15 protein-coding genes are annotated in these 22,422 nt (G+C 59.8%); 5 read left to right on the top strand and 10 right to left on the bottom strand.

Annotated features, from left to right (window positions below; translation table 11 throughout):
- Positions 1 to 345: 345 nt before the first annotated feature.
- On the top strand, positions 346 to 4,854 hold the full coding sequence (locus HMPREF2712_RS05600) for an FtsK/SpoIIIE domain-containing protein (protein ID WP_246828677.1): 4,509 nt from the start codon (positions 346 to 348) through the stop codon (positions 4,852 to 4,854).
- Between the two features lie 65 nt (positions 4,855 to 4,919).
- Here the strand turns inward: HMPREF2712_RS05600 and HMPREF2712_RS05595 are convergent, their stop codons facing one another.
- Positions 4,920 to 5,360: an alpha-N-acetylglucosamine transferase gene (locus HMPREF2712_RS05595; protein ID WP_070819478.1), complete on the bottom strand. Its 441-nt coding sequence runs from the start codon at positions 5,358 to 5,360 to the stop codon at positions 4,920 to 4,922.
- Between the two features lie 472 nt (positions 5,361 to 5,832).
- On the opposite strand from HMPREF2712_RS05595, the gene HMPREF2712_RS05590 reads away from it, so the two are divergent.
- A complete protein-coding gene (locus tag HMPREF2712_RS05590; protein WP_005505386.1) occupies positions 5,833 to 6,081 on the top strand; it encodes a WhiB family transcriptional regulator in 249 nt (82 codons plus the stop codon).
- Positions 6,082 to 6,236: 155 nt separating this feature from the next.
- On the opposite strand, the gene HMPREF2712_RS05585 is transcribed toward HMPREF2712_RS05590, so the two are convergent.
- The 3 genes from HMPREF2712_RS05585 to HMPREF2712_RS05575 all read right to left on the bottom strand — a co-directional run bounded on the left by HMPREF2712_RS05585 (position 6,237) and on the right by HMPREF2712_RS05575 (position 10,494).
- Positions 6,237 to 7,811 carry a sensor histidine kinase gene (locus HMPREF2712_RS05585; RefSeq protein ID WP_070819477.1) on the bottom strand — a complete coding sequence of 525 codons (1,575 nt, stop codon included), beginning with the start codon at positions 7,809 to 7,811 and terminating at the stop codon, positions 6,237 to 6,239.
- A gap of 305 nt (positions 7,812 to 8,116) precedes the next feature.
- Positions 8,117 to 9,805, bottom strand: a complete 1,689-nt coding sequence (locus tag HMPREF2712_RS05580) for a nucleotide-binding protein (protein ID WP_070819476.1) — start codon at positions 9,803 to 9,805, stop codon at positions 8,117 to 8,119.
- A complete protein-coding gene (locus HMPREF2712_RS05575; protein ID WP_070819475.1) occupies positions 9,802 to 10,494 on the bottom strand; it encodes an SAF domain-containing protein in 693 nt (230 codons plus the stop codon). Before HMPREF2712_RS05575 ends, HMPREF2712_RS05580 begins: the two co-directional genes overlap by 4 nt.
- Positions 10,495 to 10,855: 361 nt before the next feature.
- Here HMPREF2712_RS05575 and HMPREF2712_RS05570 point away from each other — a divergent pair, with 361 nt between their 5' ends.
- Complete coding sequence (locus HMPREF2712_RS05570) at positions 10,856 to 11,089, top strand: helix-turn-helix domain-containing protein (RefSeq protein WP_044150292.1); 234 nt, start codon at positions 10,856 to 10,858, stop codon at positions 11,087 to 11,089.
- A 183-nt stretch (positions 11,090 to 11,272) separates the two neighbouring features.
- Here the strand turns inward: HMPREF2712_RS05570 and HMPREF2712_RS05565 are convergent, their stop codons facing one another.
- The gene (locus tag HMPREF2712_RS05565; protein ID WP_005508573.1) at positions 11,273 to 11,941 is read right to left on the bottom strand and encodes a hypothetical protein; all 669 of its coding nucleotides are present in this window, start codon (positions 11,939 to 11,941) and stop codon (positions 11,273 to 11,275) included.
- A 207-nt stretch (positions 11,942 to 12,148) separates the two neighbouring features.
- Between HMPREF2712_RS05565 and HMPREF2712_RS05560 the strand changes: the two genes are divergently transcribed.
- Both HMPREF2712_RS05560 and HMPREF2712_RS05555 read left to right on the top strand, forming a co-directional pair.
- On the top strand, positions 12,149 to 13,093 hold the full coding sequence (locus tag HMPREF2712_RS05560) for a LysM peptidoglycan-binding domain-containing protein (RefSeq protein WP_070687833.1): 945 nt from the start codon (positions 12,149 to 12,151) through the stop codon (positions 13,091 to 13,093).
- Between the two features lie 109 nt (positions 13,094 to 13,202).
- Complete coding sequence (locus tag HMPREF2712_RS05555) at positions 13,203 to 13,868, top strand: Rv3235 family protein (RefSeq protein WP_049356532.1); 666 nt, start codon at positions 13,203 to 13,205, stop codon at positions 13,866 to 13,868.
- A 113-nt stretch (positions 13,869 to 13,981) separates the two neighbouring features.
- On the opposite strand, the gene secA is transcribed toward HMPREF2712_RS05555, so the two are convergent.
- From secA to mtrB, 5 genes are all read right to left on the bottom strand, one after another.
- On the bottom strand, positions 13,982 to 16,597 hold the full coding sequence (secA, locus tag HMPREF2712_RS05550; RefSeq protein WP_070819474.1) for a preprotein translocase subunit SecA: 2,616 nt from the start codon (positions 16,595 to 16,597) through the stop codon (positions 13,982 to 13,984).
- A gap of 352 nt (positions 16,598 to 16,949) precedes the next feature.
- Complete coding sequence (hpf, locus tag HMPREF2712_RS05545; RefSeq protein ID WP_239665130.1) at positions 16,950 to 17,591, bottom strand: ribosome hibernation-promoting factor, HPF/YfiA family; 642 nt, start codon at positions 17,589 to 17,591, stop codon at positions 16,950 to 16,952.
- A gap of 209 nt (positions 17,592 to 17,800) precedes the next feature.
- A complete protein-coding gene (locus HMPREF2712_RS05540) occupies positions 17,801 to 18,499 on the bottom strand; it encodes a ComF family protein (protein WP_246828676.1) in 699 nt (232 codons plus the stop codon).
- A 226-nt stretch (positions 18,500 to 18,725) separates the two neighbouring features.
- Positions 18,726 to 20,432: an LpqB family beta-propeller domain-containing protein gene (locus tag HMPREF2712_RS05535; RefSeq protein WP_070819472.1), complete on the bottom strand. Its 1,707-nt coding sequence runs from the start codon at positions 20,430 to 20,432 to the stop codon at positions 18,726 to 18,728.
- A gap of 228 nt (positions 20,433 to 20,660) precedes the next feature.
- The gene (gene mtrB, locus HMPREF2712_RS05530; protein WP_070819471.1) at positions 20,661 to 22,412 is read right to left on the bottom strand and encodes an MtrAB system histidine kinase MtrB; all 1,752 of its coding nucleotides are present in this window, start codon (positions 22,410 to 22,412) and stop codon (positions 20,661 to 20,663) included.
- Between the last annotated feature and the right edge of the window lie 10 nt (positions 22,413 to 22,422).

The raw sequence follows: 22,422 nt of genomic DNA, 5'->3' as shown, positions 1-22,422 counted from the left end.
TTGACGTTCCACCAACGGCGAGGAAAGTTGGTTTACGGGTAAATATTCATCGTGAATAGCGATCGCGATTTTGCTGAACCACCAAACGATCGACGGGACAAAGCCGTGACCCAATTCGGATATCGGAGTCTTCTAAGGGCGTCAATGAGGATGCGCGAGCAGGGTCAAGCATGGATGTTTCAGCGGGTGCACTGCCGGGCTTTCGAGCGGCAATCTGGGCAGTATGTCGGTGAGTTATCCACAGTTTTTCGAAAAACGGGGCGAAAAATTCAAAAAATACGAACATGTTAATTTATGTACAGATAATTTATTGAGCTTTAATGCTTTTTAATGTTTTCTGAGGGTATGACTCTCTTCTTTCTCGACCACCACAACATCACCGACACGCTCCCCTACCCTCGCGTACTCCGACTCGACGGCGAGGCGGCACCCACCGGAATACAGCTGTGCCCCGGTAGCGCACACCAGCAGGCTCTAGAGCAGGCACTCAACCAAGCTCTACAGCACCCTGCACCCGGCGCGCACGCTCAGGCACAGGAAACGACGTTCCAGCTACGCCCCGCGCACGATAAGAACCCCGCCGGCGCCTCGATTGCGCCAAACAGCCACATTCCGAACGAATCTCAAACTCCGGGCGCGCCCGCCGTCAGCCTCCTGCACATTCTGCGCGGACCCGACGCGGGCGCAACCTTCCCCATCAGCCGCGGCCGCACCAGCCTCGGCAGGGCGGCACTACCTGCCCGTAGAGGAGAACAGCCGCACCACATTCACCTGCAAGACCCCTTCCTCAAGCCGGTACACGGCAACTTCTACGCCGACAGCTCCGGCATCCGCTGGATCGAAAAACGCCCCGCTGCGAGCGAGGGTAGCGAGAACGCACAGGGCAGTATGAAGGCACAGGGCGGCAAGAAGGTGCAGAGCACCGAGCCGCGCATCCTGCGCTGGGACGAGCCTTTCCGCCTCGGCTCCTCGCTCTGCATGCTCACCTCCCCCAGCGCAGACGGCGAACGCACCGTAGAAAAGGCGAGCACGCCTGCCACGACCTCTGGCGAGCCCGTGCAGATGCTCGCTCCTCTGGGCGACGCCGGCAACCCCTTTGAGCCGGTAGTGGTGAACCCTCCCGCACCGCGTAAGCTCAAGCAGATTCTGTTGAGCGTGTGTCTGCCGATTGTGGTGGGTCTGATTATTGCGCTGGTGACCGGCATGTGGTTCCTTCTGCTGATGTCTGCGGCGTCTTCGTTGCTGATGCTTCTGCATTTCTTTGGCGGTCGGGCGGAGAACCGTGCCGCATCGCAGCAAACTCATCAGGCGGCACTGCAGGAAAAGGAACGTGCCCTCGCCCTGCCGACCGCGGGCGACCTGGCGATTTCGGGTCCCTCCGCTCTGCATGATGCCGCCTACCCGGCTATTGTGCTCGGGTGCGGTCCCCGCCAGCCCTACCTGCGCGGGCGCAACCTCCCGCTGGGCACTCTGGAGCAGCAGGATGCGCCCCACTATCTGCCGCTACCCACCCCGACTCTCGGTCACTACCTGAAGCTGGAGGAGGCGCATCTGCGCGCCTACCTGGTGCAGCTGGTGGCGGGTTATCCGGGTTCGGTGCACGTTCTGCTGGCGGGCGCTGATAGCGCTGATCAGCAGCGAACCAATCGCCTGATGCAGACTCTGGCTGTGGTGCCGGGCGTGAGCGTGCATTGCCTGCCGGGCGTGCAGCAGGAGAAGTATCTGCAGGCCCTGCAGAGTAGCTTGCAGTCGGAGCTCTCGGTTCCGCCGCTGATTCTCATGCCCCTACAGGCGAGCCCTGTCTACGCTCCCTTACTGACCGCGCTGAACTCTGGGGCGGTCGCGGAGTCTTCGCAGTCCCGTGCGTTCGCCTCCCCGCGGGAGCAGAAGATGAACACCCCGGCGCTCTGCGTGCTGGGCAGTGCTGAGGATGATAGCTCCGCCCATGCACCCGGTGCGCTTTTTAGTGCCGCCTGGGTTGAGTGTGCGAGTGAGGGTAGCCACCGTCAGAGCATCCGATACCGCACGCAGGGCTATGCGGCGCCTCCGGTGCAGCCCACCGAGGGTGTCTACCAGGTGCACCCGCTGGCGGGTGAGGGTCTGTGCCAGCACGCCGATGGGCTCAGCGTTGAGGCGTTCTGTACCGCTCTTGAGAATCTATACCGCGCCGGATGCGAGCAGGAGCAGGGCGCGCTTAGTGAGGCTCAGGTGCACCAGTCGGCGCATCTGTTCTCTTCCCTGCAGGCGCAGAGCGCGCGGCAGAAGAACCGCACCGATGACATGGCGGTGGAGTCCGTTCTGCAGCGCTGGTCCGCTCAGCGTTACGCCTCCGATATTCGCTGCTACCTGGGTGTTTCTTCGGGTGGCTCGCTGAATATTGGTTTGTCTGAGCACGGCCCGCACTGGCTGCTCGGTGGCACGACTGGTGCCGGTAAATCGCAGCTGTTGCGTTCGCTGGTGCTCAGCGCTGCGCTACGTTACCCGCCCGAGCGCCTCGGCCTGGTTCTGGTGGATTTCAAAGGCTCGGCTGGTTTGGGTCCTCTGGCTCAGCTACCGCATGCGCTCAGCGTGTTGAGCAATTTTGATGTATCCGCGGTGGAGCGTGCGCTCGAATTTTTGCGCGCCGATATTCACCGCCGCGAGGTGGATCTGCAGGCGCTCGGCGTGAACTCCTACCGCGACTACCTGGCGTCCTGCCAGGCAGCGGGTACCACTCCGCGATACCCCGAGCTGCTGATTGTGGTGGACGAGTTCCGCATGCTCATCGATTCTATGCCGGACGCTATGGCTGAGCTGATGCGCATCGCCACGATTGGCCGCTCGCTGGGTCTGCACCTGGTGTTGGCGACTCAGCGTCCGCAGGGTGCTATTTCGCAGGATATTCGCGCCAATATTGCCACGAGCATTTGCTTGCGTGTGGCGAGCGCGCAGGATTCCTATAACCTGCTGGAGCATGAGTCTGCGGCGTATATTTCGGCGGCGCATCCGGGTGCCGGGTATGTGCGCCTGCCGAATGGTCGTTCCCTGCCGTTCCGTGCCCCGCTGGTGGATGCGGTCCCTTCGAGTAGCGATGCCCGCCCGGTGCAGGTGCTGGGTCTTGAGGAGGGCGGCTGGCGTGAGCTGACTGCCGCTTCTGCCGTTCAGACGTTGGGTGGCAATGAGGATGAGCTGCTGATTCGTTCGGCACAGCAGATTCGTGCGCTTTATGAACGCGAGTACGCTCCGAAGAATCTTCAGAAGAATGCGGAGGTTCAGGATGAATACTGCCCGATTCCGCCGGAGCTTCCCGAGAACACCCCGCTGCCAGTGGTGCAGGCGCCGGTGAGCGAACCTGTAGCGTACGGTATTGACCCGGCGGCTACCTCTCAGGTTGTAGATTCTCAGGAACCCGCAGACTCTGGCGCGGCTTCCGAGGGGTATCTGCTGGGCGAGCTGGAGATTGCCCGCTACGGTGTGCGCCGCCCGATCAGCTGGTCGGGTCAGCAGACGCTGGCGCTGTTGGCTCAGAGCGCCGAACGTGCCCCCATGCTGTACGGACTTTTAGCTCAGGCATTCGCCGCACGCACGCCGGTTGTTCTGCTGACCTCTGACGGTGCACTCTACCGCGACCTGGAACCCTACGCCGGTGCCTTTGAGACGCTCGTGGGCGCGCAGGAGCTTTCGCATCTGCGTTTCTGCCTGGAGGAGCTGCGCACCCCGAACCTGTGGGGCACCGAGGCTACCACCCGCCCGCTCATTGTCGTGGACGGCCTGGACAGCTGGCTGGAGACGCTAGTCCGCCAACCCGATACGGAGAACCTGCTCTACGATCTGCTCTCGCAGGGGTGCCGTCGCGGCTACTCGGTGGTGTTCACCTCCGCGTTGAACCCGCGCGGCCGTTTCGCTGCTGCAGCGCATTCCACGCTGTTGAGCCGCCGCTTCCTGGACGCCGACCTGATGCGTTCAACGAGCAAGGACTACCCGACCCCTGCGCAGAACCACTACTGCGTGGAGGGTGCCATCAATGAGGAGTTAATCGGGGATCAGCCGCTGAGCGCTTCGGTTCTTTCGCCCTGCGTTGCAGGTTTCCAGGAGCTGATTCAGGTTCTGCGGGGTAACGCCGCGAGCGCTTCTAACGGGTCAAACACTCGCCCCGGCACTCTTCTGCGGCAGTTCCCCGAGTACTATCGCATGCCCTCGACCGAGTACGTGACCGCCGCCCACACCACCTGCAATCCTCAGGGCGCCAAGCTGTTGGTCGCATTTGACCGCCGGCAGATGCCGGTGTGGTTGAGCGCCCCGGCTGGCTCGGTAGTTCCGGTGCAGGGTTCCCGGTCGGCCGGTAAAAGCACCCTGCTGGAAAGCATTGCTCGACTCAACCCGCAGCTGGATACCCTCGTCCTTGAGGGGTCTGGCGGCACCTCGGGTGATGGCGGGGCTACGGGTGGGCCTCCAAGCGTGGAGCGTACCCGTGCGCTCCTGGACTCGGTGACAAACCCCGCGCGCACGCTCGTGCTCATTGACGATCTGCAGTACCTGCAGCCCGCCGTTCAGCAGCTACTTCTGGAGCGTCGAGGTGAGTTCCGCGCCATGCTGGTCGCCTACACGCCCTGGCCGAGGCGCGCCTCCTCACCCCTGCTGGCTGCGCTCATGGGATGCTCGCGTGCGCTTCTGCTCGCGCCCGCATCCCTGGCGGACGCCGACATGTGCACGGTGACCGCGCTGCCGCTGGATCGGTTCACGCAGGGCGAGCAGCCCGCCGGTCGCATCGTGGTGGTGGATGGCGCCTCCGTGTGCGCGGCGCAGGTTCCCCTGGCGCTGAGCACGGCTGCACAGGCTGTAACAGCTACGCAGAAGGTGCCGGTAGCGGTCTAGAGCTGAGCACTCTAGAGCCAAGCCGTCTAGGGGTTAGCGGCGCCAGGGGTTTACGCGCTAGGGGTTTAGCGGCGTCGGCGGCTGTACTTCTCCGTTTCTTCGCCCGATGCTTCGGTAACCGCCTCAATATAGCGGCGGCTACTGGGCATGAGCACAAAGACGAAGGCAGCCGCCGCACCAATAACACCCGCAATCGTGATGACCTGGCCAATGTTCAGGCCGTAAGCGCTCACGTTCATGACGAGGGTGCTTGCGGTGACCCACAGTGCGCAGAGGGTAATCAGAATCATGGGCAGGCGCGAACCGAAGCGGCCGCGGTAGAAACGCAGGCCAAAGTAGGTCATGCCCGCGGCAATGAGCACCTGGAGTACGCCGCCCACAATCGCCTGAGCAGTAGACATTCCGCTGATGATAAAGGGGTAGAGGATGCCGCGAATCAGGATGTATGCCGCGAAGGTTTCGGTCAGGGCGAATGCATAGATGACGTTGAACGGGCGTGACGGCACGGTGGGCTCCTCATGGGTAGTGTCGGCGGCAGACCGGGATGTACTCAGCCCGATGTGCTAGTGCGTTAGCGGGTGGGTGCTCCCCTGCCTCGGGTTCGCCTCGGGTTCACCGCCTCGTCGTCGGTGCGGTATTTCAGGGGTAGGTACCGCTTTATATTATGCCTGAGGCGCCGCTCACCCAGCCGCCCGCGCCTCGCCCATGAGACGGGGTGCAGACTATGCGTGTCAGGATGCGATTCTTCACCCCATCAATTAGACAAAGGTTTGCCTAAGTGATAGATGCCTCAGCGTAATACTGAAGTTTTTAGAGAAAAGTACTTGTCACATCCGCTCCAACATGCGAAAGTTGATAAGTCAATTTTCACCCTAACGCTGGGTGAGCATCCCATCAGCGGATGTATTTGACACGCACACAGGAAAATAGATGTGTCTTGCCACCGCGTGAGACCGTAAATCATGAAGGAGGTCCACCGTGGATTGGCGTAGTCGTGCAGCTTGTTTGGACAAGGATCCGGAGCTGTTCTTCCCCGTAGGAAACACCGGACCTGCCCTGTTGCAAATTGAAGAGGCTAAGACTGTCTGCCGCTCTTGCGAGGTTGTAGACGTCTGCCTGAAGTGGGCCATCGAGACCGGCCAGGACTCCGGCGTATGGGGTGGCACCAGTGAAGACGAGCGTCGTGCGATGAAGCGTCGCGCAGCTCGTGCCCGCCGTGCATCCTAACTTCCGGAGTATTCAATAGGGCATCAAAAGCGTGGTGCAGTGACTTTATGTCACTGCACCACGCTTTTGCCATATACAGAACCTATCTAGACAGCAAACTGCCGCCACCCCGTACTCGGGGCGGCGGCAGTTCTATATGTCATACGAGAAGGGGCTTAGACGAGCACCGCGGTGATGACCACGCGGGTACCGGCCGGTTCGTTAGCCTCCCAGCGGATCGAGCCGTTCAGCTCGCTCGCCACCAGGGTACGCACAATCTGCATGCCCAGGCCTTCCTTACCGGTCACCGGGCGGTAGGCGTTCGGGCCGGACTCTTCAATCTTCTTATCGCCCATGCCCTTACCGTCATCAGTAATCACGACGGTGAGGATGTTCTCACCCTCATCGTTGGTGCCGCGAATACCTTCGAGGGTTACGGTGCCAGTCTCACCGTCCAGGCCGTGCTCCACAGCGTTCGCGACAACCTCGTTGATAACGAGTGCCAGAGGGGTAGCGAACTGGCTCGGCAAAGATCCAAAGGAGCCAATCAGCTTGGTAGACACGTGCTGACCGGGGGAAGCAAGCTCAGCGGCCAGGTGGAACTGACGCTCAATCAACTCATCAAAGTCGACGTTCTGAGTCAGACCCTGCGAAAGCGCCTCGTGCACGGTAGCAATCGTTGCCACGCGGCGCATCGCCTGCTCCAGGCCCTGACGTGCCTCATCAGTGGTCATACGGCGTGACTGCAGGCGCAACAGAGCGGACACGGTCTGCAGGTTGTTCTTCACGCGGTGGTGAATTTCGCGGATGGTCGCGTCCTTGGTCATGAGCTCCAGCTCGCGGCGGCGCAACTCGGTCACGTCGCGGCAAAGGATCACGGCGCCCTCACGCTCGATATGAGCACGCCTCTGCGCAAGCAGCGGGATGGATCGCATGGTCACGCGGGCACGAGCAATAACCAATTCGGTGCGCAGGTCGCTACGACCTGCAAGGACCAACTGCAGAGTTTCATCCGCCTGCTCACCGGCAGGAAGCATCGCACGGGTGACGTCTGCAAGGTTTCGCTTTTCGAGGTAGCCGGTCATGCCCATGCGGTTGTACATGGAGTTCGCGTTCGGGGATGCCACCACTACGCGGCCTGCCGGGTCAAGCACAATAATGCCGTCAATCACGCGGGGGTTGCCCTGGGTGTTGTTTCCCTGGGCGAGGGGGTCGGGCCACAGGCCGGAGTGCACCATGGAGAGCATGGTGTCGGCAGCGAATTCGTAGACTTCGTCGCTAATGGAGGGGTAGCCACTGGGTGTGGCAATCTTGTGGCTGGTCAGCAACGCAATGGTGCGGTTGTTGCGCACGATGGGCACGAAGGTTACGTGTACGCGCGGGCGGGCACCAACGCCTTCACCGCTTCCTTCGTCGGTGTAGGTGCTGATGTTCTGGTCAATCCAGACGCGGTATGCTTCGTCGCGGATTCCGTCTTCCATGTCGTGGTCGATGATGTCGTGGTGGAAGAGGGTTCGGACGTTAGAGGGGCGCACGTGCGCGAAGGCACGGAAAGTACTGGTTACGCTGGGACCGGATACGGCGTCCGGGGAGCTGCCGTCGGCAACAACGTAGTCGGTGGGGAACCATAGAACCAGGTCACTCTGGGCAATGTCAGAGATGACCTGCCATTCGCCCATGATGAGGTGAACGCGTTCAGTGTCGCCGGGACCGAAGTCGCAGGCGCTCATAATTCCTTCTGCAAAAGACATATGTTTGTGTGCTTCCCTAAGTTCGGGTGTGTTCAACCATTTTACGGTTTGTTCGCCGCAAATCCCATTCAAACGACAATACGTGGAATAGTTTACAGAGCATTTCTTGAAGCACGCTTTTAATCCCAAATATGACGCTGTGAGATGAGATGCACCCCTCAGTTGTACAGTGAGGCATTCGCACTACTCCCCCGTTTCGACCCCCGTGTGAAGGCGCAAAAACCCGGCATATCGGCGCTCCCATATTCTGAGAGGAATACCGATAAGCCGGGCTTTTTAGCAAGCGCTAGTTATAGCTGACGGGCCTAAGCGCCGGGGCGTACCGCGTACATGCCCGTAAGCATCGCTTCGAAGGACTGTACGACCGCGTGGCGGGGCGCCACCTCCAGCAGTGCTTCACCGTTGCGGCGCAAACGGTCCATGACCTTCCGTTCGTACGGAATCACGCCGGCGAGCGGGATGGACAAGTAGCGTGCCCAGTTCTCGCGCATCTTCGCCTCGGGATTGAACCCGGCGGCTTCGCGGCGGCTACGGTTAAGCCAGTACTGCACATCCGTTTCGGGTGCGAACAGATCCGGGCGTGCCTGCACCTCGCGGGCGAGGTTGATCAGGCGCGGCAGGCCGATGACGTCCGCTTCGCCGAGCGCAATCACGCGGTCGGAGCAGGCGAGCGCGGTGAGGGTCGCGGCGTTACGGCGCGGTGCCGGACCATCAAAGGTCAGTTCCTCGTCCACCTCGATGGGTGCGGCGACATCGCAGATGACCAGGTCGTAGCGGTGCTTGAGCCATTCGAGCACCTCGGCGAAAGCGCGGGCGCGCACCTCGGGCCAACGTGAGGAGGAGGTGATGCCACTCAAGAAGTCGAAGGTGCCGTTCTTCAGAGGTACGCGCTCCATGATGGCGCCCGCCTTTTTCTCGTCGAGCTGGGCACGGTCGGCGTCCGAGCAGAGAATCGCCAGGCCGGAGCCGGTATCTTCGAGCGCCATGAGCGCATCCAGGCTGGGCGCGTAGGTGTCTGCGTCGATGAGGCAGACCTGCTGGCCCTGCTGCGCCGCGAGGGCGGCGAGGTTGAAGGCGATGGTGCTTCGACCGGGCGCACCGTGAGTGCCCCAGACGGTCACAATCTTGCCGAGTCGGTGGCCGGGCTGGTAGCGGGAGGGCGCGGCGGGGTCCTGGTTGATGTCCGGGTGCTGTGGCAGGGTGCCGTCGTTGTTCTCGTTCTGCACATGCAGGGCGTAGTCGTTGCCGGGTGCGAAAGAGTCGACGATGGCGGCGGCCTGGCTGAGCACGGATTCCTCGTTGCTGGGCACAACGGAGGAGGCTTCCGCCGGGTCATGCGCGCCGGATGCACTGGGTGCGCCGGGCGCGTTTCCAGCGGGCACCGCTGGGTCGATTCCGTAGCTTCCGTAGTCGGCACCGTAGGGTGCGCCAGCGTTTACGGCAGTACCCGCGGCGGGGTCGTAGCCGTAGCCGCCCGACCCATGGCCAGCAGCTCCGTTATCGTAACCGTAGCCGCCGTATCCACTGTCGTAGCCGTAGCCTGCATCGTAGCCGTAACCAGCGTCCTGACCGTAGGCGGCCTCCGGGTGGTGCACAACAGGCTGAACGGGCTGCTGAGCCGGCATCTGCGCGGGAATGCCGTAGCCTGCGGTGGGTCGGGCGAGCGCCGCATCCACAGCCTGTTCGAGCGAGCCCAGAATCTCTTCGAGAGCAGCTTCGGGGCGGATTCGGTGCGCCTGCGTGGGCAGCGGCAGGTTGTCCGGGGCGATAATCGCCAGGAGCACTTCAGAGGCGGCGAGCGTATCCACGGTGGAGGCGCTCATTTCGGCGGGCACATGGACGCAGAGCAGCACGCGGGCAATGCCGGTGTGCGCCATGCCGACGGCTTCGCTGAAGTCCTGCACGGTACGCGCCACGGAAACGCGGCCGCGCTGGGATTCGATGCGGGTCAGGAGCGAACCGTCATCGCCGTAGAGGATGACGGGGATGTTCACTGGCCCTCCCCGTAGGTGCCGGGGATGAGGCTGATCTTGGAGTCGCTGTTGCTTTCTTTCACGAGGTCGGTGAGGGCTTCTTCCTTGACCCACAGCTGCACGGTTGCTTTGCCGTTGGCGCCGAGCACGCCCTCGTCGACAGTGATGGCGACGATTTCTGCGTTGGTGACGATGGCGCGGGCACCGTTTTCGGCGCGGTTATCGCTCTTGGTGTCGGGGTTGCGCGGGCCGGAGGTCCACACGTCTACGCGCTCGCCTGCCTTGAGTGCGGAGGCGGCGGTGCGGTCAATGCTGACGGTGGCGAGGCGGCGTCCCGGGGAGGTTTCGGTGCCTACGGATTCTTTGCTGATGAGGTTGCCGGCGGGGATGCGCTGAATTGCGATTTTGCCGTTCATCTGTGCGGCATCGGCGCGGGTGAAGTACTTGTCTTTGGCGGAGTCGATGTTCGCTTCGACTCGGGCTAGTTTGTCTTCGGTGATTTTCTCGCCGAGGCGGATTTCGCTTTTGGCGGTGTAGTACTCGGTTTTACTGTTATTCGCCTGTACGTAGAGTTGCACGCCGGTGATGGAGACGAGCACGAGTAGTACACCGAGAATGAATCGCCAATCCTTGACGGTGGGCCTTTTGAGGCGTTTGGCGTGGGGCTCGGTGAGGGTGGAACGCTTCGTCGCGTTCTGTCGTATGCGCATGATGTGGTTGTGCCTTTCGGTGCGGAAGCCGGCGGTGATTCCGGTGTTGTTCAACTGACCGATGAGCGAGTGGTGTGTTTTCGATAGTGCTTTATTTGGTTCTGACACTAACCCTAACAGCATATTTCATTTAGTACTCTCTCTCAACAAGAGCCGTGTTTATGAAATATTTTTGAGTCTTGCCCCTTTTGAAGGGGTGATTAGATAACTTTTCAGCTCATATAAGGCTTTTTGCGAGCAAATTTCACGGTGATGGCATATACTGAAAGTACTCAATAGATGTTCTGTATGGACTCTATGTAAAAGGCTACTAACGGTAGCTAGGGGCCCAGGATTTCACTCACGGAAAGGATCCAATTCGATGACTGCACCTCGTTTCCTCACTCTGAGCGACGTCGCCGAGGAGTTGCAGGTTTCGCTTTCGCAGGTACGTGCTCTGGTGCGTAGCGGCGAACTTCCCGCCATCCAGATTGGTGGGCGTAACCAGTGGCGTATTGAACGCTCTCGTTTTGAAGAGTACATTACCGAGCGCCACGAGCAGACTCTGGAGGCAATTGCTTCCGGCAAGCTCACTGCAAAGGCTAAGGCTGAGTAGTATTCGACATGCACCTCGCGGGCGTAACGCTCGAGTGGTTTCAGAAAGGTCCGCTCCTCTCGCATGAGAGGGGCGGACCTTTTTGCATGTATTTATGCTTTGATGCGGGTGTTTATGCTTGTCGGGTGGGACATTACGCTAAGGCCCTTTCCGACGGCATCACCCGCTATTTGTCGCATATTTTTAGCGCGAGATGCGGGCAATCACCGCGCTGACGCGAGCCAGCGGAATGGTGCGCACGCCGGCGCCGCGAGGTGCACGGGAGTAGCCGGAGGCACCCTGACCGTAACCAGCCTGCCCATAACCACCCTGACCATAGGTTCCCTGCGCGCTGTAGGCTGCACGCGCGTACTGGTCGCGTTCATAGATGCGCGGGTACTGGCCGCCGTTGAGCAGGCGCAGTTCAAGGAAGTCGGCACCGACTCGCTCGATCACGCCGTCGTAGCTGACGGTGCCACCCTCGAGGGAGAGGCGGACGGGTTCGCGCGCCATGGCGAGGGAGCGGAGGGCGAGCTGAATTTTCATGCGGTAGCGTTCGGGGCGAATATCGGCGCGCCCAGGCGCGATGCCACCTTCCCACCAGAGCATTCCGCGCAGGGGGATGATGATGTTCTCGCCGCGCGCTTCGATGCTGACCCATTCTTCGCCAACCATTTCGAGTTTGCCTTCGTAGGTTTGCATGTCGGTGGCGCAGATGCGGATGGGGCCGCCGACCTGCGCGAGGAGGCGGTCGTCGAGGGTGATGGTGGAGTACTGGACGCGGGCGACTTGGCGGGCGTCCTGTTCCATATCCCAGGCGCGTTCGGAGGCGAGGCGCGCCTCAATGTCTCGTAGGAACTTTTCCATGCTCATGCTATGACCCTACCTGAGGATGGGGGCGGATACGAACCGGGACATTTTCTGGTCAGATGATGATTCTCAAACCTGATTTTTGTACCAAATTCCACCAAATTATATGTTTTTCATGCATTTTGATGCTTTTTGCTTCATTTTTAGCGTGACTTCCTGTATAAATGAAGCAACACCAAAACACATCAAACACACCATTTGGAGGTCATTGTGGACCATCTTTCCACGCCGGGTCAGGCGCCCGCAGCCTTCGCTTCACGCCCTGCCGCCGCGCCTCGTACTGTCAGCGTAGAGGTAGCCGCCGGCACCGGCTCCGCAACCGAGCCCGGCGCTAAGGCAAGCTACCAGGACGCGCTGCTCTTCATCGCCCCTCCCCTGCTTTCCGCGGCGGTCTTGGGCGCGTTGAGTATGAACCTGCACCGCATCCCCTCGGCACACCCGCTGGCAGATGCTTCGTTGCTCTGCGCTGGCGCGGTAGCAATCCTCATTGCCGCCTGGTGGTTCATCAGTTTTATCTACGCGCTCTTCTACGCTTGGTCTTTGCGCGTTTCGAGCCACAACGCTGACCGCACTGTGCTGAAGGTTCCGGCGATTTTCCGGCCGCGTTTTATGCGCCGCATCGTTCTGACGCTTGGCGGCACGGCTCTTGGAGTGGGTGCGGTCTTGGCTCCCGCACAGGCTACGGTGGCTACGCCCAGCAACGCCGGGGTAAACGGCACGGAGGGCATGCCGCAGACGACCATTTCAGCAGTTATGGCAGCAGATTCATCGATTACCGCGGCGGCAGACGCCAGCTCAGATGCGGTTCTCTCCGATACCGCCCCGAATCAGTCCGCTACTCCCCTGACCCTTTCTGCTGAGGTTCCCAATATTCCCCTGGCTCCCGAGCCTTCGGAGGCGGCAGGCTACCTGCAGGACCGTAGCCCCTTCTTTTCTCCTCCCCGCACCGAGGCGGGCACCTACTCTTACACGGTTCAGGCGGGCGATACGCTCTGGTCGATTGCCGCCGACCAGCTGGGCGAAGGCACCGACGCCTCCACCATTTACGACTACACCCTCGACATTTACGAGGCGAACAAGGACGCTCTGGGCCAGAACGCTGAGCTGCTCTACGAGGGGCAGGTTCTGCAGATTCCCGAACAGCCCGTTCACTAACCTCACCCGCGTCTTCCACCCCATTCCACCTCATCCCAACAGTCTTTCGTTCGCTCGACTCACCTCACATACCCCTGCACCGAAAGCCTCTGCACCGAAAGGAGCCGTCATGAGCTTCTCCAACCTTCTCCCCCGTTCCCCGTGGACCCCGCCGCATCAGCCTGCCTCCCGCGACAACCAGCCTGCCAGCCCGTACTCGAAGCGTCAGGCGACGTACCCATCCCAGCCGGTGACTCAGCCGGTGGCTGCCGAGCAGGTGGCTCCGCTCCCCGAGCAGGGGCAGGGCACGATGACTCTGGTGCAGAGGCGCAACAGCCCCTCGGTTTATTCGCTGCTTCCTCTGCCGCGTTATGAGCAGCATTCGGCTCAGCGCCCGAAGGTAGTGAAGAGGGGCCGCCCGCTGCGTCCGGCGGATGCGCTAGCTCGCCAGCTGGAGGGCCGTTGCGCGGGTGTGGCTATTGCTTACCTGGAGATTATGTCGGCTCGTCGTTCGCGTCAGCAGCTGGCGCAGTGGGTGTCAGTGGATTGTTTCCACCGTCTGTTGCCCTTCTTCCCGAAGAACCCGCGTCAGGTGCGCCAAGAGATGCTGTTGACTCTTCCTCCGGTTCTGCTGCGGGTGCGAGCGCAGAAGGTGCACGAGGAGCTCTACGAGGTGGTGGCGCTGCTGCGTTGTGCGGATAAGGTGCGTGTGGTGACCATGCAGATGCGCCTGATTCACGGCATGTGGCTGATTACCGCAATTGAGCAGCCGCAGAGCCGCTTGGACGAAGACTAAGGCTTCCCCGGCTTCCCCTACAAAACACACAGACAAACAGAGAGGGTGCGAATCCAGTGTTGGATTCACACCCTCTCTGCTAGGTCTATAGCATTTCAGCTTTTACGCTGAGGCTACTTGTCCTTCGAGCGTTCCACGTGAACCTGCTCGTGGCCGTCCTCATCCGGGGCGGAGTACTGCAGGAACTTCGGGCGCGAAGGCTCAGCCAGGCGCACGGCAGAAGCCTGAGTGCGCTGCTTGGACAGGTCCAGGTTGAACAGGTAGGTCACGGTCTCTTCACGGATCGCGCCGAGCATCGACTGGTACATGTCGTAGCCTTCACGCTGGTACTCGACCAGCGGGTCACGCTGAGCCATCGCACGCAGACCGATACCTTCCTTGAGGTATTCCATCTCGTACAGGTGCTCGGGCCAGCGCTCGCCGATGACGGACAGCATGACACGGCGTTCGATTTCGCGCATGCTCTCTTCACCGACGCTCTTTTCACGCTCATCGTAGATGAGGTGTGCGTCCGCCAGGACTTCCTTCACAATCTGGTCGCGAGTAATCTTGGTGCGGTCACCAGCGTCTTCAGCGAGGTCGTCCACGGTGATGGAGATGGGGTACACCTGCTTGAGGGCGCTCCAGAGCTCGTCGAAGTCCCAGTCCTCGGCGTGGCCTTCAGCGACGCGCGCGTCGATGATGGTGGTCAGCACCTCGTCCACGAAGCCGGAAATCTGTTCCTTCAGGTCGTCACCGTGCAGGATGCGGCCGCGGTCCTTGTAGATCGCTTCACGCTGGCGGTTGAGCACGTCGTCATACTTGAGCACGTTCTTACGCTGTTCAGCGTTACGGCCTTCAACGTTTGACTGGGCGGTAGCGATAGCGCGGCTAACGATCTTGGAGTCCAGTGCGGAGTCCTCGGGGGCTGCCGCCATGAGGCGGGTTGCCATGCCGGTGTTGAACAGGCGCATCAGTTCGTCGGTCAGCGACAGGTAGAAGCGGGACTCGCCCGGGTCACCCTGACGGCCGGAACGACCGCGCAGCTGGTTGTCGATACGGCGGGACTCGTGACGCTCGGTGCCGAGCACGTACAGGCCACCGAGCTTGGTGACTTCCTCGTGCTCTTCAGCCGCGGCGTCTTCGCAGGCCTTCAGGACCTCGGGCCAGCGTGCCTCGTACGCCTCGGAGTTGGTGTTCGGGTCCAGGCCGAGCTCACGCATCTTCTCGACGGCCTCAAATTCGGGGTTACCGCCGAGCATAATGTCGGTACCGCGACCAGCCATGTTGGTTGCCACGGTGACGGCGCCCTTACGGCCCGCCTGCGCAACAATAGCAGCCTCACGCTCGTTGTTCTTTGCGTTCAGCACCTCGTGGCGCACGCCAGCCTTCGCCAGCTGGCGGGACAGGTACTCGGAGTTCTCCACGCTTGCGGTACCAACCAGAATCGGCTGGCCCTTCTCGTGGCGTTCCTTAATGTCCTTGACGACCGCCTTGAACTTGGCAATTTCGTCGCGGTACACCTTATCGGGGTTATCGATACGCTGCACACCCTTGTTGGTGGGGATGGGCACCACGCCGAGCTCGTAGGTGTTCATGAACTCTGCCGCTTCGGTTTCCGCGGTACCGGTCATACCGGAGAGCTTGTCGTACATGCGGAAGTAGTTCTGCAGAGTCACGGTCGCCATAGTCTGGTTCTCAGGCTTGATTTCGACGCCTTCCTTCGCCTCAATCGCCTGGTGGATGCCGTCGTTGTAGCGGCGGCCCGGCAGAATACGACCGGTGTGCTCGTCAACAATCAGGACCTCGCCGTCAATGACCACGTAGTCCTTGTTGTTGGTGAACAGCTCCTTCGCCTTGATGGAGTTGTTCAGGAAGCCAATGAGCGGGGTGTTCTTGGATTCGTAGAGGTTCTTCACACCCAGGTGGTCTTCCACCTTGTCAATACCGGATTCGAGGATGCCGACGGTGCGCTTCTTCTCGTCTACTTCGTAGTCTTCACCGCGCTTGAGCAGGGTTGCGGCAATGCGCGCGAACTCTGCATACCAGCGGTTTGCCTCACCGGCTGCGGGGCCGGAAATAATCAGAGGGGTACGCGCCTCATCAATCAGGATGGAGTCCACCTCATCGATAATGGCGAAGTTGTGGCCGCGCTGAACCTGCTCCTCCACGGTCCACGCCATGTTGTCACGCAGGTAGTCGAAGCCGAACTCGTTGTTCGTACCGTAAGTGATGTCTGCGGCGTACTGCTTACGACGCTCGTCAGGTTCCATGGAGGAGAGAATCACGCCGCACTCCATGCCGAGGAAGCGGAACACGCGACCCATGAGGTTCGCCTGGTACTCAGCCAGGTAGTCGTTCACGGTCACAATGTGCACGCCCTTGCCGCTCAGCGCGTTCAGGTACGCGGGCAGGGTCGCGACGAGGGTCTTACCCTCACCGGTCTTCATTTCGGCAATGTTGCCCAGGTGCAGCGCTGCACCACCCATGAGCTGCACGTCGTAGTGGCGCTTGCCCAGGGTGCGCTTGGATGCTTCACGGACCACCGCAAAGGCCTCCGGCAGCATAATGTCGAGGGATTCGCCGTCCTTGACGCGCTCGCGGAACTTGTCGGTCTCTGCTCGCAGTTCCTCATCGGTCATCGATGCGAAGCTGTCCTCGAGCGAGTTCACCGCCTTAGTGTACGCTTCGAGCTGTCGCAGAACCCTCTTATCGCCGGTTCGGAGGATTTTCTCCAAGAAAGATGCCACTGAGCTTCTACTCCTTGCTTGTTTCGGTACCCTCACCAAGGGCGCGCGAAAGTGCGCGCGGTGAGGCCTTCCTACATATTGTATGGCAGAGCCGCCTAATTCGCCCGTCCGAGCTCTTTTTTACGCTCTGCGCCCACGAGGTGACATTTGGTGACACTCGAATCTTTCACCCTCCGGTTGAGGCAGAGCCGACCCATCCGTCTAAAGGAACAGATGTGTGGAGAGCAAAGAAAAACCCGGGGGCCTGGAGAAACACGGTGTGTGTTCCCAGACCGCCCGGGTCTTGAGCCTACTCGCTGAGTACGACCCCTAAAGAGCCTTACGCCTCAGCATCCAGCAGGTACGTTAGTTTTTACTCGTTGTCCAGAGTAATGATGCCGTAGCTCCAGCCCTTACGACGGTATGCCGCAGCCGGTGCGCCGGTCTCGCTGTCAATGTACAGGTAGAAGTCGTGGCCGACCAGTTCCATACGGTCAACAGCTTCTGCGGGAGTCAGACGCTCACCCTTGAAGCTCTTGTGGCGAATCTCGATGGGAGATGCGGCCTCGTCGGCGAGGGTGACCTCGCTGTTGTCGAATGCTGCTTCTTCCACCGGAACATCCGGTAGCAGAATCTCGGTAATTGCTTCGGTAACCACAGGAATCGATCCGGTAGCGTCCGCCACGGAGACGGGGTGCTTGCCACCGCGCTTGTGCAGCTTGCGGCGGTCACGTGCACGGCGCAGACGCTCCAGGAGCTTGCCGTAGGTTTCATCGAAGACCGCGAACTTGTCGTGACCCTGGGCTTCGGAACGGAGGACAGGGCCAGTACCAACAACGGTAATCTCAACGCGGATGGACTCGCCACCCAGGTGACCGTCCTTGCTGAACTTGACGTCGATGTCCTTCACGTTATCGCCGAGCTGAGCGAACTTCTGAACCTTCTCGCTCACGTACTCTTCCAGGCGTTCGGTGACCTTGATATTGCGGCCGTAGATGTTGACTTCCACGATCATTCCCTCCAGGTTGGGGGCTTATACCGCGTCCGGCTGGACCCGGTACGGGGGTTCGACTCCAATGCCGTTCCCTTGTCTATATTCTAGTACGAAACATGTTTCATATCACTAGATATGACAAATATTTAGCCTAAATAATAGCTATTCGTCCGTCTGCGAACTTTATTCGCCAAAAATCGTGTATCTCTTGCAACTAACTACAAGAAACGCTATGTCTGAGCCTTTTTCGGTACCGCCGCCACAGCACACACGCCCAGCACCCGCGAACCGGATTCCTGCAGCACACGCACCATCTCAGAGGCGGTCGCACCGGTGGTCACCACATCATCACAAATAACGCTCACCCGACCCGCGCACAGGGCAGGCTCCATGACACGCAGAGCACCGTGCATCCGCTCGGCACGCCCCACAGCGCCCAGGCTCTTCTGCTCGTTCTGCGCACCGGAAATCGCATCAGAAATAATGGAGGCGCCGCTCCCCCGCCGACCGCGAGGCTCATACCCGATGACGTCCACAGCGCGCACCCGCACCGAGGCAGGCAGACGCTTATTAAGCTGACGCGCCGCCTCCTGCACCAAAAGATTCGCCGGCGCATAGCCGCGGCGGCGCACGCTCTGAGCAGAGGACGGCGCCGGAATCAGCAGAACCTCAACCGGGACTGAAGAAGCAGACTCCGGCTGAAGCCCCTCCCGGTGAACCCGAAGAAGCTCATACACGCTACGAGCCAAACCCTCTCCCAACAGGGGCAGCAGATCTGTACGGCCCGCATTCTTCAACGCTAACAGGGCACGCGGCATAATCCCCTCATAACGGGATGCCGCACGCACCTCGGGAGCAGCCGCGCCATCAAGAGGTTGCAGAGCATATACTCGCTCCACCTTAGCCAACGCCGAACGCAACTGCGGCAAGCAAGCCTCACACAGTGGCGAGCCTGCCCCATAAGTGACCGGCACCGCACAGCACGGGCAAGTACGCGGCATCAGCACCTCACCCAAAGACCCGCCGGCACTCTTGAGAGCGCCAGCGAGCCCGGTCAGAGACCTGCTCAGAGACCCATTCACGGGCTCGTTCAAACCACGCTGTTCTGAACTCACCGAAAGCAACCTTTCCGCGCGCTATACCCGGTACCCGAGGCTAACCGGCGTAACTAATCTCGTGCAGGGTCGTATCCAAACGGATCCAGCCGCGCTCCTCCATCAGATAGCACGAACCATCAGAACGGTGGGCAATAATATTCGACGTATTATCTGCGGTGGAAATGCTTATGACACCATCCAGACGGTCCAGCTTCGTCTCTTCACCGCTGAGGGAAATCACCTCAGACTCACCGTTCTTCACGTTCACCACCACGACGCTCTGGTCGCCAGCCCAACGGGCATTACGCGGAGTCACAGAAGAGCTCAGACGCACCATCTCCGTCAAGCGCAGAGGCTTACCTGCCTCATCACGCACAATACCGGAAATAATCACCGCCGACGCGCCCTCAGTAGCCGCTACAATCGCCATGCGCGCACCATCGTGAGAAACGTTCACGCTCGTAAAACTCAAATTACGCTGCCAGGACAAACCAATATCCACGCCGCGCTCACGCTCGGTTGCATCCTCAGAATCCGGCTTGAAGGCACGAACAGTACCCTCACCATCGGCAGCCCACACCCAGCCGTACGCATCAAAACTGGGGGCAGTCAGCGCGGTACTCTGCCACACGCGGCGGGCAGTGCCCTGATACACCGTGTACAGGCTCGCAGCATCATTCGCCAAGCAGGCGTAAACATCCGCCGAATAGCCCATCGCCGGGGAACTCAACTGGGTCACGCCACGCAGAAGCAATTGCTCACCCGCATTGCTCATATAGTCATCGCGCGCCACCATCTGGCCGTTCGAATTAATAGCAACCGTGCGGGCAGGAACACCCGGGTTCAGCTTCACCGCAGAAAAGCCGCTCGGCGCGTTCTCAGGAATCAGAGTGCCGTTATAGAAAACCTCAGTCTTGCCCAGACCCGAGAAGTTCTCCAAGCCGTGCATAATCTGCTCACGCACGCGCGCCAAACGGTTGTCGTCCAGCTGCTCGCCCGAAAGGCGAACCAGAACATCCTGGTTATCGCTCATGTTGGCGGTCTCAAGGCTCATCGACTCATTCAATGCCGAAAACGCGACATCCTTCAAATAGGACGCCGGACCAATCATCAGAGTACGCACCAGCAACTCAAAATAGCGATCCGTATGCGGGAACCAACGGATATCCGGCACAGCATAACGGAACGCACGATCGTAGAAATACAGGCGACACGGGCTAAACACACGCTCAAACTCAGTGCCATCCAGCCACAAGCCATCCGGGCAGGAGCTAATACGCCACTGGTTATCTTCCATGACCACGGTGAAATCCTGAGTCTCAGTCTGAGCCTCAGGGAAGGTACTCGTAATACCCTGACTATTCACGGTCGCAGTCTGCTGAAAACGCACATGGTACGTACCCTCAGCGTTTCCGCTATCATCACTACGCGGCTGCACCGTATTACGGTACACACGAGTCGTACCGTAGGGATTCCAACGGCCCGCAAAAGAAGAGCTCAAATACTGGCGCGCCACAGCATAATTTTCGATACTATCCACGCCAGCACGCACGAAGCCCTCAATAATCGCCTCGGGGGTAGCGCCCGCCAGCGGTCCCGGCGCACGCGCCGGAGAAGTATTAACGCTCTTCACATCCAGACCACTGCTGTGCTGAGTCACTCGGTCGTTCGAAGGAAGACCCGCGCAAGAGCTCATCAGCGTCGCCAAAGACACCGCGCACCAAGACAGCGCGGCGCGTCGAGAAACAATAGCCCTGTGAGACATGGAGGTCTTAACCTTCCTCTACGAACAAAGACAAACAATCACCAGCTACCGCTGCAGGCCATCGCAGCGCGGCGAAAGAATCAACACAGCGAAATAGCAACACCGTGAAAATATATCTGCATTGATTGTACTGGGTAAACAGTGCAAATACGCAAGGATAAGTGCAAATACAACCGCACCGACCCCAATCCCCCGTTTCATGACAGGGACCAGGGCCCCGCGCCTCTTCTAGAGGTCGCCCCCAGCAGCCGTACGAGGAGCGATATTGGGCAACGTATCCTTAGCCGGCGCCGAACGATGCGAGCTTGACTCAGGCTCACCCGTCACCAAAACCGGCGACTCACCCAACGGAGCGCCATGAACCAGGGGCAGGTTCACCGTGAAGCAAGCACCGCGGCCCTTCTCGCCCCACGCCTCAATCGTGCCACCGTGCAGACGCACATCCTCAGCAGCAATCGACAGACCCAGACCCGTACCGCCCAGGGTACGCTTACGCGAAGTATCAGCACGCCAGAAACGGTTGAACACCTGAACGGCTTCATCCTCAGACAAGCCGATACCGTGGTCGCGCACCGCAATACCCAGATTCGTGGCGTTTGCATCCACGTACACGTCAATCGGTCGGGATTCGCCGTGCTCAATCGCGTTGTACAGCAGGTTACGGAGCACACGCTCAATACGTATACGGTCCATATCCACCATGATGCTCTCATGGCTCGTATGCACGTTCAGTTTCGTATGCGTACGTTCCAGATGAGGCAGGGCCTCCTGCAAAATATTCGAGAGAACACGGATGAAGTCTTCCGTGTCAATGGTCAGCATTGCGCTACCAGCATCGAAGCGCGAAATCTCGAGCAGATCAGAAAGCATTGACTGGAAACGGTCCACCTGCTCATGCAGAAGCTCCACGCTACGGACCTGCATCGGGTTCATATTCTCACGCGAATCGTACAGCAGCTCAGTACCCAAACGCACCGTCGACAGCGGAGTGCGCAACTCATGAGAAACGTCAGATACGAAGCGCTGCTGCAAAGTCGACAGGCGCTCCAGCTGAACAATTTTCTCCTGCAGCGAGTCAGCCATCAGGTTGAAGGAATAGCCCAGACGCGCCGCCTGATGCTCACCGTGTACAGACACACGCTGATCCAGGTCGCCAGCAGCCAGCTTCTCCGCCGTAATAGCGGTCTGCGTAATCGGGCGGACCACAAAACGAGTCACAATCCACACCACAGAAAGCACCACAGTAAGCAGTGCACAGAAACCACCAAAAAGAACAAAGTTAATATGCGCAATCGTGGCGGAAGAATCCGTCATATCGTACACAAGGAACAAACCGTAATTAGGGTTCTGAGAAATAGAAATATGTGTACCAACGATAAGCACCGGATAGGTGCGCTCACGATTATTTTCGACAGTAGTCACCGTAGACGTCTGCCAGAAAATACCGTCCTTATCACGAACAGTTTTTTTAAAATCATTCGGAATACTCGAAGAATTCAAAGAATTATTACTGCTCTGCTCAGGAATAAAACCCTGCTTACCTTGACCTTCCAAAGGCACAAGAATCCAATTGCGCTTACCCGAGCTACCCGCGTCCAAGACGGTCAGGGTACGGCTCACATTACGACGAATCTCGCTGTCACTACGGGCTTCAGAGGAGTCCAGCACGCTCTGAACGTTGCGGAAACCACTCTCTGATTCCGCCAACGCCTGGCTCTTCTGATTCTCAAAAAGACTCGATGCAATCTGGCTCGACAAGGACCAACCCACCATCAAGAAGCTCAGGAACATCATGATGCCCGCGGTTCCCAGAGCACGGAACTGCAGAGATTCCTTCCACAGACGCTGAGCGCGCTGGATCAGGTTCCTACGCTGCTTCTGTGCCTTACGCGGCTTGGAAGCGCGGGTACGCGAAGAGGCGGAGGCTACCGCCTCCGCCGTCAAAGCGCCGTGCTCATGGCTCGACTTCGCAACAGACAATCAGGTTATC

It is taken from the genome of Rothia sp. HMSC064F07 (assembly GCF_001837265.1).
Lineage (GTDB): Bacteria > Actinomycetota > Actinomycetes > Actinomycetales > Micrococcaceae > Rothia > Rothia mucilaginosa.
This window is presented reverse-complemented; position numbering and strand designations above follow the sequence as displayed.